This is a genomic window from Mycobacterium sp. UM_CSW, assembly GCF_000455205.1.
Taxonomy (GTDB): domain Bacteria; phylum Actinomycetota; class Actinomycetes; order Mycobacteriales; family Mycobacteriaceae; genus Mycobacterium.
On record NZ_AUWQ01000159.1, the window covers coordinates 1 to 12,084 of the forward strand.

Below are 12,084 nucleotides of genomic sequence, written 5' to 3' on the forward strand. Positions count from 1 at the left end.
CCGGCGGCAACGCCGGCCTGCTAGACGGCGACGGCGGCGACGGCGGCTCCGGCGGAGCTGGGGCCCCGGTGTTCAGCGATCCCGGTGGCGCCGGTGGGGCCGGCGGCACTGCAGGGCTGTTCGGCGACGGCGGCGACGGCGGGACCGGAGGCAGTGTCGGCGGCAACGGCGGAAAGGGCGGCAACGCCGTCGTAATCGGCGACGGCGGCAACGGCGGCAACGGCGGAATCGGCACGCCGCCGGGCACGCCGGGCACCGGCGGAAACGGCGGGCTGCTGCTAGGCCAGAACGGGAAGAACGGGACGCCCTAGCCGGACGACGCTGTGCGAGCGGAACGCCACTGCGACAAATCGGGCCGATCCTCGCAGTGGCGTTACGCTCGCGGCGCCGGCGGCGGCTATCCCGCCTGCTTGACCGGCGGCCGGTAGAAGATCAGCAACTGCCCGACGGCGCCGGCCAGGCCGAGCCCCGCGGAGATCACCAGGCCGGGCCAGCCGGGGAACCACAGCTTGTCGCCGAAAATCAGGTAGTCGAGGCTGAGCTTCCCGGGACCCAGCGTTGCCACCGCGACGGCACTGACCGCCAGGACCAGGTTGTACTCCCAGCCCTCCTTGACGATGAAGAAGCCGTTGGCCCGGTGCACGGTCCACGCCGCGACCAGCATCAGCGAGACGAAGCCTGCGGCCGGGATCGGCGTGAGCAGCCCGGCCGCCAGGCCCAGCCCGGCGGACACCTCGGTGATGGCGGCCACGGTGGCGTGGAACTTGCCCGGCTTCATGCCGATGCTCTCGAACCACCGAGCGGTTCCCGGAATCCGGCCGCCGCCGAAAAACTTGTTGAAGCCGTGCGCGGCGAGCGTCAGTCCCAGCACCAGCCGCAGGAGCAGTAACCCGACGTCATACACATTCATAGGTGCAAACCTAGCGGGTAGCCCTCGCGAATCCTTTGGGCGCTACGCCGCGAGTTGGGCACCATCTTCGGCTTCGGGTTGCTGCGCGGGCAGTCCTGACATACTCGTCGAGGCCCGCCGGGACGGTCCCGGCAAAGCGTGCCGCACGACGAGGGGGTGCACCACGACCCGAAGCGAGGAGGGCACCCCGGACAACGCGGCCGTCGTCGCGCTCGACGGCGACGGGCGTCACCCGCGGGAGCTTCTCGGCAACAAGGGCCACGGCATCGACGCGATGCGCAGCCAGAACCTGCCGGTGCCGCCCGCGTTCTGCCTCACGACCGAGGTGGGCCGCAACTGCCTCGCCGACCCCGCCGCGACGATGGACGCGATCTGGGACGACGTGCTTGACCGGATGCGCTGGCTGGAAGCGGAGACGTCGCGCACCTTCGGGCGGGGCCCGCGGCCGCTGTTGGTCAGCGTCCGCTCGGGGGCCACGCACTCCATGCCCGGCATGATGGACACGATCCTCGACTTGGCCATGAACGACGCCGTCGAAGACGCGCTGGCGGCCGAAGGCGGCCCCCAGTTCGCCCGCGACACCCGGCGGCGCTTCACGCAGATGTATCAGCGCATCGTGGGTAGGCCGGCACCGGCCGACCCCTACGCACAGCTGCGCGCCGGCATCGAGGCGGTGTTCGCCTCCTGGGATTCGCCCCGCGCGGTCGCCTACCGCGCCCACTACGGCCTCGACGATCGGGGGGGCACCGCCGTCGTCGTGCAGGCGATGGTGTTCGGCAACCGCGGCCCCAAATCCGGTGCGGGAGCGTTCTTTTCGCGCAACCCGATAACGGGCGCCGACGAGCCCTTCGGCGAGTGGCTTCCCGGGGGGCAGGGCGACGACGTGGTGTCGGGACTGGTCGACGTGGGACCGATCACGGCCCTGCGCGACGATCAACCGGCCGTCTACCACGAGCTGACGGACGCCGCCCGCCGCCTGGAGCGGCTCGCGGCCGACGTCCAGGAGATCGAGTTCACCGTCGACGGCGGCAAGTTGTGGCTGCTGCAGACGCGGGTGGCCGAGCGCTCGGCGCAGGCCGCCGTGCGGCTCGCCCTCCGACTGCGCCACGAGGGGCTCATCGACGACAACGAGGCGCTGCGCCGGGTGACGCGGGCGCATGTCAAAGCTTTGCTACAGCCCTCGTTACAGCCCGAAACACGTTTGGCTGCACCACTTTTGGCCACCGGGCTGCCGGCGTGCCCGGGCGTGACATCCGGCACCGCGTACACCGACGTCGACGAGGCCCTCGACGCGGCCGACCGGGGCGAACCGGTCATCCTGGTGCGCGATCACACCCGGCCCGAAGACGTCCTAGGCATGCTGGCCGCCCAAGGAATCGTCACCGAGATCGGCGGCGCCGCCAGCCACGCCGCGGTCGTCAGCCGCGAACTCGGCCGGGTGGCCGTGGTGGGCTGTGGCCGCGGCACCGCGGCCGCCCTGTCCGGCCGCCAGATCACCATCGACGGCTCCGAAGGCGAAGTGCGCGAGGGCATTCTGAGCCTGTCGGCGTGGTCGGAGAACGACACGCCGGAACTGCGCGAGCTGGCCGACATCGCGCGGCGCATCAGCCCGCTACGCGCGCACGCCGCCGGCGACCATCCGAGGCTCGACGACACCTCCGACGCCGCGGTGCGCGCCGCCATCGACGAAGGGCACACCGACGTGGTTTCACCCAACCCGCTGATCGTCATGCTGACCGCGCTGCGGCTGACGGCAGGGGTCGTCACATGACCGAATTGGTTGTGCTCCAAGCGGTCCGGCTGAAAGGGCGGGTGCGTCCGGCCGACCTGGCCGCGACCCTGGGCCGCGATCCCGGCGACATCGCCGCCATCGTGGAGCGGCTGACCGCGTCGGGGCTACTGGTCGACGGCGCGGCGTTGCGGATCAGCCCCAGCGGCCGCGCCCGGTTGCAGGCCTTGCTCGACGAGGAGCGCGCGGGGGTGGACCCGGCCGCGATGGCCGCCGCGTACGACGACTTCCGGCCCGTCAACACCGATTTCAAGTCACTGGTCACCGACTGGCAGCTCAAGGGCGGCCCGAACGGCACCCCCAACACCCACGACGACGCCGAATACGACGCCGCGGTACTGGCGCGCCTCGACGGCGTGCACGCGCGGGTGCTGCCGATCATCGACGCGGCCGCGGCGCAGTTGCCGCGGTTGACCGCCTACGCGGCGAAACTGTGCGCGGCGCTGGACAAGGTGAAGGCCGGCGATACCGCCTGGCTGGCCAGACCGCTCATCGACTCCTACCACACCGTGTGGTTCGAGCTACACGAGGAACTGATCGGCGCCTTGGGCATGACCCGTGAAGAGGCGGCGAAATCGGATGACGCGCAATAGCTCTCACAGCACGGCATCTAACAGCCGGACGTACTCGTCGATATCGGGAATGGCGGACTCGGCGGCGTGCACGCTGATCGCCACGGTGTCGCCGATACCGTGCACGCCATGAGTCAGGCCCATCGCCGGCGACAGCGCCGGGTACCCGGCCGTGAGTACCACCCGGGCGCCGCCGAAGTTCAGGTCGGCGGCCCCGCGGTTGACGCTGGACACCACGGTGTTCCCGGACACCTGGGTCGGGCGGACGTCGGCGTCGAACTGCGCGACGCCCCAACGCAGTAGCGTCGCGGGCACCGCGGCGAACGCCCGGTCCGCCGCACGCGTGGCCGGATGTTCGAAGCGGCGCCGGCCGTTGCCCAGGTCGGCGGCGATGCGCTCGACCCGGGCATCGACGCCAAGCTCCGGGTAGAGCCCGACGACCACATTGCCGAAGTGGTTATTCGCCTGTGCCACAACTGGTTTGGCCATCGGCACCTCGGCACCCAGCGAATCTGTCCCGTCGCCGAGCAGCGTGGACAGCGCGGTGGACACCGCGGCCAGCGCCCCGACGGTGACCGTGGGGCCGCGCAATTGCGAGCGATGCCGGACCAGCGTGCGCACCGATCGCGCGGCGCCCGGACGGGCGTTGGTGGCCTGCAACGGGCGGGGCCCGAGCGCCGGCGCCAGCAACCCGGCCCGGGAGTCGCGAATCAGCCGCCGATGGGCGCGCGCCGCATCGACGGCCCGCCACGGCAAGAACCCCGCCGACGGCCGGGCCACCTCCGGCACCGGCGCGTCGCGGCCGAAAAGCCAGGCCGCCATCGCCGCCGCCCGCGCGCCGTCGGCCAACGCGTGCGCGATCTGCAGGACCGCGACGGTGCCCGCTCCGCGCACCCCCGGAACGCCCCGCACCGGGGTGAACACGTGCAGCCGCCACGGCATCCGGCGCGCGTCCAGCTGGTCCGCCGCAAGGCCGGCCACGGCCGTCAGGCATTCGCTCCAATCGAGGACGGTCGGGTCGTGACGGACCACCGATTCCGGATCGACCACCGCCGGCACCCACCGCGGATAGGCCAGCCGGCCGCGCTCCCGGATCCGGACCGTAAGGCCGGGGCACTCGCGCGCTCGCCGGCACACCCGCTCGACCGCGCCCCCGAGATCCTCGGGTTCGCCGTCGAATGCGTACAGCAGGAACTCGTCGTTGGGAACCTTGGCCGACATCCAGTAGAACTGCGCATCGACGGCCGCCATCCGCCGCCCGGACACCATCAGGCCATGGCCCTAGCCGGGCGAGCCGATGAACGTGAGCACCAGGTTGGCGACCTTGTCCGGCTGTTCGAGCTGCAGGAAATGCCCCGCGTGGTCCACGATGGCGGCCTCGCTGCCCGCGGGCAGCGCCTTTTCCGTCCACTGGGTGAAAGCCGATGTCATGCAACCGTCGTCGCGGCCATGCAGGTAGAGACAGGGCAGCAGCGGCGCCTCGGTCCACAGCCGGTTCAGCTCGGCATACTGCTCCGGCGGCCGCGGCGCGCGGATGGTGGCACGGTACGGTCCCAGCGCCGCCCGCCAGCTCTCCGGCGTGCCGATCGCGGCGTCGACGTGGCGCAGGTCCTCATCGGCGTGGTAGCCCGGCGACCACCGCCGCCACAGCAGCGGCAGCACCCACGACGCGGAACGCTCGGGCAGCCAAGGCAATTGGAAGTAGAGGATGTACCAGCTGCGCAGCAGCTGCGGCGGTAGGTGGCCGATGAGCCGCGCCCGCTCGGCCACGCCGCCCCGGCGACGGAAGCCCGCGGTGACCGGCACCGACATGATGACCGCCTTTGCGAACGGGCTGGCGGGCATCGCGGCGAGGCCGGTCGCGGCCATGGCCCCCCAGTCGTGGCCGATCACGACATCGTGCTCGGTGCCGCCCGCGGCCGAGCGCACCCGCAGGGCGTCGTCCATCAGCGCGCCGACGTGAAAATCGCCGTCGGTCGGTATCGACGAGGGCGCGTAGCCGCGCATGAACGGCGCGACGACCCGCCACCCCGACTCGACGAGTCGCGGAGCGAGCTTGCGCCACCCGTACGCGGTGTCGGGGAAGCCGTGCAGGCACAACGCGATCGGCGCGTCCGGTGGCCCCCAGGTCAGCGCCTTCAGGTCCCCGGCCGGACCGGGCACGTCGATCCAGCCCGGTTCACCCACCCCGGTCCCCCTGGGCATCCTCGGCCATGTTCACTCCTGTTCGGCGCGTCCGCACCGACCAACCTAACGCCTGCGCGCCCGGGACGCACCGACCCCCCGCCGAGATCAACCAGATCCACGCCGCGGCAACATCTTTCGATGCTGCCTACCGGGTCAGCTCCCCCGCCACCGCGCGCTCCAGGTCGGCGATGATGATCTTGCGCATGCCGTACATCGCCGCGGTGGCCGCCGCCGCGCGCGTCCGATCGGGGTCGCCGATCAATTCGTAGAGCCGGTCGGGGATGACCTGCCAGCTCAGGCCGAAGCGGTCCTTGCACCACCCGCACTGCGATTCCTCGCCGCCGTCGGTCAACCGCTGCCAGTAGTAGTCCACCTCGTCCTGGTCCTTGCAGTGGATCGTGAAGGACACCGCCTCGCTGAAGTGGAAGTGCGGGCCGCCGTTGATGCCGATGAACCGGGCGCCGTCCAGCACGAAACTGCCGGACAGGACCGTTCCCGGCTCCCCGGGGCCGGCCTCCGTCGTCCGGTTGAAGCCCTCGATCCGCGAGTTGGGGAACACCGAGGTGTAAAACTCCGCCGCCTCTTCGAGGTTGTTGTCGAACCACAGCGAGGGCGTAATCGATGGCATGGCCGTTCTCCTTGCATTCGTCGTAGGTGTGTCCCCGGGATAGACCGCGGCGGCGACGAGAACTCATCGGGGGCCCACGCGACGGTGAATAGGTTACCTAGGTAACGTCGAAGGGCTATCTATCGAGAGGACGCCCATGAGCGCCGTGAGCAGCAGTTTTCAGACGGTCGAGTTTTCCGGCCACCAGGGGATCACCCTCGTTGCCGACGAATGGAACCGCGGCGCGGCGGCGCCGGCCGACCGGCCCACGATTCTGATGTTGCACGGCGGCGGCCAGAACCGGTTTTCCTGGAAGAACACCGGCCAAATCCTGGCCGACGACGGGTTTCACGTGGTGGCGCTGGATTCGCGGGGGCATGGTGACAGCGATCGCGCACCGGACGCCGACTACGACGTCGAGACGCTGACCGCGGACGTGATGCACGTGCTGGACGCCATCGGCCGGCCGGTGGCGATCATCGGTGCGAGCATGGGCGGGCTCACCGGCATCCTGGCCGCCGATCTTGCCGGCCCCGACCGGGTGACGCAGCTGGTGCTCGTCGACGTGGTGCCCCGATTCGAGAAGGGCGGCAGCGCCCGCATCCGCGACTTCATGTTCAGCGGCCTGCACGGGTTCGACTCGCTGGAGCAAGCCGCCGACGCCGTCGCCGCCTACCTGCCCTACCGGGAGAAGCCGCGTAGCCCCGAGGGACTGAAGAAGAACCTCCGCCTGCGCAACGGACGCTGGTACTGGCACTGGGATCCGGCGTTCATGACGAAGCCTGGGGACGACCCCGAACTGCGCACCGAGAAATTCGAGCACGCCGCGACCAACCTGTCGATTCCCGTCCTGTTGATCCGCGGGAAGCTGTCCGACGTCGTCAGCCCCGAGGGCGTCCAGCATTTCCTCACCCAGGTACCCCGCGCCGAGTTCGTCGAACTGTCGAACGCGGGGCACACCGCGGCCGGCGACGACAACGACGCCTTCAGCGAAGCCGTCGTCGCCTTCGTCGAGCGGGCGAGCTAGTTCGCCGGCTTCTCCGCGTGCCCACCGAATTGCTTGCGCATCGCCGACAGCGCCTTGTTGGCGAAGTCGTCGAGTTGACGGCTGGCGAAGCGGGACTGCAGCGCGGTTGTCAACACCGGTGACGGCACCCCCTCGTCGATCGCGGCGATGGCGGTCCAGCGGCCCTCGCCGGAGTCCGAGACCCGCCCGGAGAACTCCTTCAGTTCCGGCGATTCGTGCAGCGCGATCGCGGTCAGGTCTAGCAGCCACGAGCCGATGACGCTGCCGCGGCGCCACACCTCGGCGACATCCGGGATGTCGAAGTCGTACTGATAGAACTCGGGATTGGACAGCGGCGCCGTTTCGGCGTCACCCGCCTCTATGTGCTTGCCGATGTCGGCGTTGCGCAGGATGTTCAGGCCCTCGGCGAGCGACGCCATCATCCCGTACTCGATGCCGTTGTGCACCATCTTGACGAAGTGCCCCGCCCCGGACGGGCCGCAGTGCAGGTAGCCCTTCTCCGCTTGTGCGATCTCGCCATCGCGGCCGGGCGTCCGCGGCGCCGCATCCACGCCGGGTGCGACGGTGGCGAAGATCGGCTCGGCCTGCGCGAACGCGTCGTCGTCGCCACCGATCATCAGGCAGTAGCCCCGGTCGCGACCCCACACGCCGCCGCTGGTGCCGCAGTCAAGCAAGTGAATACCATTCTCGGACAAGGTTTTCGAGTGGCGGATGTCGTCGCGGTAGTAAGAGTTGCCCCCGTCGATCACGATATCCCCGGGATCGAGCGTCTTCGCCAGTTCGTCGATCACCCCCGTGGTGATGGTCCCGGCCGGCACCATCACCCAGACCACGCGGGGCTTGGCCATCTTCTCGGCCAGCTCCGCCAGCGAGGACACCCCGATGGTGTTGTCCTCGCCGGCCATCGCCTGCACCGCCTCGGGGCTGTGGTCGTACACCACGCATTCGTGGCCGCCCTTGGCCACGCGCCGGACGATGTTCGCGCCCATGCGGCCCAGGCCGATCATCCCTAGCTGCATTTGTCCGTCTCCTTAAGTTGTCGCCTTCGTGCGGTTGGGTAGCCACGGTTCCTGCCAGCTGTGGTGACCGTGCAGCAGCGACTGCGCCGCCTCGGGTCCCCAGGAGCCGGGGTCGTATTGGTGGATGCGGCCCGGCTTGTCCAGCACGGGCTGCACGATGCGCCACGTCTCTTCGATGGCGTCCTCGCGGGCGAAGAGCTGGCGGTCGCCGGTGAACGCGGCGTAGAGGAGCCGTTCGTAGGGCCGCACCGCTTCACCGAGATCCTCCGCGAACGACGAGTCGAGGTGGACGTCGTGCCAGGAGTTTCCGGCTTGTGCGGACAGCTGCAGGCGCATCCCCGGGTCGGGGTCGATGCGCAGCACGATCTGGTTGGGCTCGGGGGGCCGGCGGTTGGGCAGGAAGGAGAACCCGGGGACGTGGTGCAGGAACATCCGAACCTCGGTGACCTTCTGCGGCAACGCCTTGCCGGCGCGCAGGAAGATCGGCACCCCCGCCCAGCGCCAGTTGTCGATCTCGGTTCGCAGCGCGATGTAGGTCTCGGTCTGCGAGTCCTGCGCCACCCCGGCGACGTCGGTATAGCCGCGGTACTGGCCACGCACGCAGCGCTCCGGATCCAGCGCCGGCATCGCGCGGAACACCTCGGCCTTCTTGTCGTTCAGGTCATCGGCGCCGGGGCCGACCGGGGGCTCCATCGCGACGAGCGCGAGCACCTGCAGCAGGTGGTTTTGCACGACGTCGCGCAAGGTGCCGACGGCGTCGTAGAACTTTCCGCGGTCCTCGATCCCGAAGTTCTCGGCCATGGTGATGTGGATTTCGGAGATGCTGTCGCGGTCCCACACCTTGGCCAGGCCGTTGTTCGCGAAGCGCAGGTATTGCAGCTCTTCGACGGGCTGTTTGCCCAAAAAGTGGTCCACGCGCAGGATTTGGTCCTCGTCGAGCACCGCGCGCAGCCGGGCGTTCAGGTCGCGCGCGGACGCCAGGTCGTGGCCGAACGGCTTCTCCACCGCGACGCGCGCGCACTCCAACAGGTCTACCTTCGCGAGGTTTTCGACGATCGGCGCGAACAGGGACGGCGGCATCTCCAGGTAGTAGAGCGGACGGCAATCCTTGCCGATCCGCTTGGCGAGCTCGTCGTAGAGCCCGGCATCGGTGACGTCGCCGTGTAGATAGGACCACCGGGCGGCGAACCGGTCGAACACCGCATCGTCGAGGGTTTCGCCCGAGTCTGCGATCGCCTGGCGTGCCCGCTCGATCAGCTTCTCGAGGGGCATGTCGTCACTGGCCACACCGATGATCGGGGACTTCAGCAGGCCGCGCGATTCGAGTCGGTACAACGCGCGGTAGGTCATCTTGCGGGCCAGGTCACCGGTGATGCCGAAGATCACCAATAGGTTCGACGAACGAATCTCACCGTCGGCCAAGACGCGCACCTCCCTTGAGATTCGCTACCCGCGGCGGCCCGTGCTCAACCCTAGACATTGGGTATGGGCCCGACAAGCCGAGCGCCCGGCGGCCTTTGGCAGGATGCCAAGCGTGGGTGACATGCTGCATCTCGCGGTCTACGTCCTCGCCGGGGTGGCCGCGATCGAGGCCGGCGCCATCGCCGTGCTCTCGGTGCTGCTGGTGCGCGGCCGCCGGGAGCTCGAGGAACTCCGCGCGCGGACCGACGCCCGCACTCAGCTGCTGTCGGGCGGGCGCGAGGCCGTCAAACGGGTGTGGAACGCCGCCAACGTGATGCGCAAGGAGGGCTTCGGCGCGGTCGTGCGCAGCTCGATCGAGGACCTCGCGGACTGGGCCGAGGTTGAGCGGCCCGACCTTGCCCGGGTCACCCCCGACGGCCGGGTGGTGATCCTGTTCTCCGACATCGAGGAGTCCACCGCGCTCAACGAGCGCATCGGTGACCGCGCCTGGGTCAAGCTGATCAGCGCGCACGACAAGCTCATTTCGGGACTCGTGCGGGAACGGTCCGGCCACGTGGTCAAGAGCCAGGGCGACGGCTACATGATCGCCTTCTCGCGCGCCGAGGAGGCGGTGCGGTGCGGCATCGATGTGCAGGAAGCGCTGCACAACAACGGAAAACGCAAGCGAAACCAGGACATTCGAGTCCGGATCGGCATCCACATGGGCCGCTCCGTGCGCCGCGGCGACGACCTGTTCGGGCGCAACGTCGCGATGGCGGCCCGGGTCGCCGCCCAGGCCACCGGGGGCCAGATCCTGGTGAGCGAACCGGTACGAGATGCCCTGCGCGACTGTGACGGGATCCGATTCGACGAGGGGCGCGAGGTGGAATTGAAGGGCTTTTCGGGCCGCTACCGGTTGTTCTCCGTCGAGCCCGAAGCCGATCCCGATTTGGACTGAAAGCTCGCCGCGTCGGATTCGGCCAGTCGCTGATGCAGCCGCGCGCGGATCTCGTCGGGCGTGTAGGCGCGTCGCTTGCGTTGATCGCGGGCCACCAGCACTCCCCCGGCCACGACGCCGGCGACACCGGCGAGCCCGATCCACTTCCAAACCCTGCGCATAATTGACAGGCTATTACCACGCAAGGTCGCCCGCGAAGTCCTCCCGGGTTGATAATGACTGCGATGGCGAAACCCGAAGCGACGGGCGGATTTACATGCTGACACTGGACCAGGCGCTGGACGAGACCCGCACCGGCGACCTCTGGCTGTTTCGCGGCCGCTCACGACCCGACCGCGCCATCCAGACGTTGACGAACGCTCCGGTGAACCACGTCGGAATGACGGTGGCCATCGACGACCTTCCCCCGCTGATCTGGCATGCCGAACTGGGCGACAAACTGGTCGACGTCTGGACCGGCACCAACCACCGCGGCGTGCAGCTCAACGATCTGCGCCAAGCCGTCCTGCAATGGACCGACCGCTACCAACAGCGGTGCTGGCTGCGTCAGCTGACGCCGTATGCCAGCCGCGAACAGGAGAACAGGCTGCTGCGGGTGATCGCACGAATGGACGGCACCGCGTTTCCCACCACCGCCCGCCTGACCGGCCGGTGGTTCCGCGGCCGGCTCCCGACCATCAACGACTGGGTGCGCGGAATCCCGTTGGTGGACAGTAAGGTTCGTGAGCAGACGCAGCGCCGCAGGCAAGAGCGCAAGATGGGCCTGGAGACGGCGTACTGCGCGGAGACGGTGGCGATCACCTACGAGGAGATGGGCCTGATTGTCACGGACAAGGACGCGAATTGGTTTGACCCCGGGTCGTTCTGGAGCGGTGACGCGCTCCCGCTCGCCCCGGGGTATCAGCTGAGCAGCGAAATTGCGGTCGCCGTCGGCTAATCGACGGTCATTTCCCCCAGCTCGGACCAGCCCGTCGCCTCGACCGTCTGGTTGATGATTTTGGGCGTGGACGTCAGCGCCTGCGGCAGCTCCCTCATCGCCCGCTTGAAGTGATCGCTGTTGACGTGGACGCCTCCTGCCTCGTCGTCCCTGAACGCCTCGACGAGGACGTACTCCGCCGGGTTGTCGAGGCTGCGCGACCACTCGAACCAGAGGTTGCCCTCTTCGGCGCGGGTGGCCGCGGTGAACGGGGCGACCAGTTCCGGCCAGCGATCGGTCCACTCAGGCTTGGTCTCGAACTTGACCACGATGAAGATCATGGCCGCAGGATACGTGCCGCCCGACCGGCGGCGCACAGCGGTTCTCCAGCAAAATTCGCCTAGGCGTCCACTTTGACGCCTAGGCGAATTTCTGCTATTGGATTCTTCGCCGGTTTGCGGCCCGTCTCACACCCGCATGAAAGTGGCTCGCGTCACAACCAGGCGATTATGGCGATCGGTTCACATTCGCGGGGAATGCGCTCCCATTCGGATAATGAGACCGGCGCCAATCCAATTCTTTATGGATTGGGAATTGCGGGATCCCCGGGCGGCGGCGCGTCCGGCGCCGGCGGTGCCGGGGCCGGCGCGTCGACCAAAACTGCGGGCGGACCAGGCGCCTCCGGCGGCGGCGGGGGC

The 12,084-nt window shown here is 69.1% G+C and carries 13 protein-coding genes and 1 pseudogene; 6 read left to right on the forward strand and 8 right to left on the reverse strand.

What is annotated here, in order from left to right:
• Nucleotides 1–311, forward strand: a 311-nt coding sequence (locus N415_RS32110) for a hypothetical protein (protein WP_081665615.1), incomplete at its 5' end; no start/stop codon positions are given.
• A gap of 86 nt (nucleotides 312–397) precedes the next feature.
• Here N415_RS32110 and N415_RS30110 read toward each other — a convergent pair.
• Entirely contained in the window at nucleotides 398–910 is a 513-nt protein-coding gene (locus N415_RS30110; protein WP_068100973.1) for a DoxX family protein, read from the reverse strand.
• 178 nt (nucleotides 911–1,088) lie between these two features.
• Between N415_RS30110 and N415_RS30115 the strand changes: the two are divergent.
• Nucleotides 1,089–2,681 (forward strand): annotated as a pseudogene (locus N415_RS30115) (pyruvate, phosphate dikinase); the annotation flags it as partial.
• Nucleotides 2,678–3,292: a hypothetical protein gene (locus N415_RS30120; protein WP_068189907.1), complete on the forward strand. Its 615-nt coding sequence runs from the start codon at nucleotides 2,678–2,680 to the stop codon at nucleotides 3,290–3,292. The pseudogene N415_RS30115 and the gene N415_RS30120, both read left to right, overlap by 4 nt.
• Before the next feature lie 3 nt (nucleotides 3,293–3,295).
• Here N415_RS30120 and N415_RS30125 read toward each other — a convergent pair whose 3' ends face one another.
• From N415_RS30125 to N415_RS30135, 3 genes are all read right to left on the reverse strand, one after another.
• Nucleotides 3,296–4,537, reverse strand: coding sequence for a WS/DGAT domain-containing protein (locus N415_RS30125; RefSeq protein ID WP_239645739.1), 1,242 nt, complete (start codon nucleotides 4,535–4,537; stop codon nucleotides 3,296–3,298).
• A gap of 15 nt (nucleotides 4,538–4,552) precedes the next feature.
• Complete coding sequence (locus N415_RS30130) at nucleotides 4,553–5,458, reverse strand: alpha/beta fold hydrolase (RefSeq protein ID WP_068189910.1); 906 nt, start codon at nucleotides 5,456–5,458, stop codon at nucleotides 4,553–4,555.
• A 145-nt stretch (nucleotides 5,459–5,603) separates the two neighbouring features.
• Entirely contained in the window at nucleotides 5,604–6,086 is a 483-nt protein-coding gene (locus N415_RS30135; RefSeq protein WP_068135947.1) for a VOC family protein, read from the reverse strand.
• A 136-nt stretch (nucleotides 6,087–6,222) separates the two neighbouring features.
• Here N415_RS30135 and N415_RS30140 point away from each other — a divergent pair, with 136 nt between their 5' ends.
• Nucleotides 6,223–7,092 (forward strand): alpha/beta hydrolase, encoded by an 870-nt coding sequence (locus N415_RS30140; RefSeq protein ID WP_068189914.1) that lies wholly within the window; start codon nucleotides 6,223–6,225, stop codon nucleotides 7,090–7,092.
• Here N415_RS30140 and gnd read toward each other — a convergent pair.
• Both gnd and N415_RS30150 read right to left on the reverse strand, forming a co-directional pair.
• Nucleotides 7,089–8,111 carry a phosphogluconate dehydrogenase (NAD(+)-dependent, decarboxylating) gene (gnd, locus tag N415_RS30145; protein WP_068189917.1) on the reverse strand — a complete coding sequence of 341 codons (1,023 nt, stop codon included), beginning with the start codon at nucleotides 8,109–8,111 and terminating at the stop codon, nucleotides 7,089–7,091. The two genes, N415_RS30140 and gnd, sit on opposite strands and share 4 nt — an antisense overlap.
• A gap of 12 nt (nucleotides 8,112–8,123) precedes the next feature.
• A complete protein-coding gene (locus N415_RS30150) occupies nucleotides 8,124–9,533 on the reverse strand; it encodes a glucose-6-phosphate dehydrogenase (RefSeq protein ID WP_068189932.1) in 1,410 nt (469 codons plus the stop codon).
• Between the two features lie 103 nt (nucleotides 9,534–9,636).
• Between N415_RS30150 and N415_RS30155 the strand changes: the two genes are divergently transcribed.
• Complete coding sequence (locus tag N415_RS30155; protein ID WP_068189919.1) at nucleotides 9,637–10,470, forward strand: adenylate/guanylate cyclase domain-containing protein; 834 nt, start codon at nucleotides 9,637–9,639, stop codon at nucleotides 10,468–10,470.
• Here N415_RS30155 and N415_RS30160 read toward each other — a convergent pair.
• A complete protein-coding gene (locus N415_RS30160; RefSeq protein ID WP_068189922.1) occupies nucleotides 10,422–10,631 on the reverse strand; it encodes a hypothetical protein in 210 nt (69 codons plus the stop codon). The genes N415_RS30155 and N415_RS30160 overlap by 49 nt on opposite strands.
• Before the next feature lie 95 nt (nucleotides 10,632–10,726).
• Between N415_RS30160 and N415_RS30165 the strand changes: the two genes are divergently transcribed.
• Nucleotides 10,727–11,407 carry a guanylate cyclase gene (locus N415_RS30165; RefSeq protein ID WP_068189925.1) on the forward strand — a complete coding sequence of 227 codons (681 nt, stop codon included), beginning with the start codon at nucleotides 10,727–10,729 and terminating at the stop codon, nucleotides 11,405–11,407.
• On the opposite strand, the gene N415_RS30170 is transcribed toward N415_RS30165, so the two are convergent.
• Nucleotides 11,404–11,727, reverse strand: a complete 324-nt coding sequence (locus N415_RS30170; RefSeq protein WP_068189928.1) for a putative quinol monooxygenase — start codon at nucleotides 11,725–11,727, stop codon at nucleotides 11,404–11,406. The genes N415_RS30165 and N415_RS30170 overlap by 4 nt on opposite strands.
• Nucleotides 11,728–12,084: the final 357 nt, after the last annotated feature.

What these genes read in the sequence shown, in the direction of transcription:
- N415_RS30110 (WP_068100973.1), bottom strand. Translation starts at nt 910, where the DNA reads ATGAATGTGTATGACGTCGGGTTACTGCTCCTGCGGCTGGTGCTGGGA.
- N415_RS30120 (WP_068189907.1), top strand. Translation starts at nt 2,678, where the DNA reads ATGACCGAATTGGTTGTGCTCCAAGCGGTCCGGCTGAAAGGGCGGGTG.
- N415_RS30135 (WP_068135947.1), bottom strand. Translation starts at nt 6,086, where the DNA reads ATGCCATCGATTACGCCCTCGCTGTGGTTCGACAACAACCTCGAAGAG.
- N415_RS30140 (WP_068189914.1), top strand. Translation starts at nt 6,223, where the DNA reads ATGAGCGCCGTGAGCAGCAGTTTTCAGACGGTCGAGTTTTCCGGCCAC.
- gnd (WP_068189917.1), bottom strand. Translation starts at nt 8,111, where the DNA reads ATGCAGCTAGGGATGATCGGCCTGGGCCGCATGGGCGCGAACATCGTC.
- N415_RS30155 (WP_068189919.1), top strand. Translation starts at nt 9,637, where the DNA reads ATGCCAAGCGTGGGTGACATGCTGCATCTCGCGGTCTACGTCCTCGCC.
- N415_RS30160 (WP_068189922.1), bottom strand. Translation starts at nt 10,631, where the DNA reads ATGCGCAGGGTTTGGAAGTGGATCGGGCTCGCCGGTGTCGCCGGCGTC.
- N415_RS30165 (WP_068189925.1), top strand. Translation starts at nt 10,727, where the DNA reads ATGCTGACACTGGACCAGGCGCTGGACGAGACCCGCACCGGCGACCTC.
- N415_RS30170 (WP_068189928.1), bottom strand. Translation starts at nt 11,727, where the DNA reads ATGATCTTCATCGTGGTCAAGTTCGAGACCAAGCCTGAGTGGACCGAT.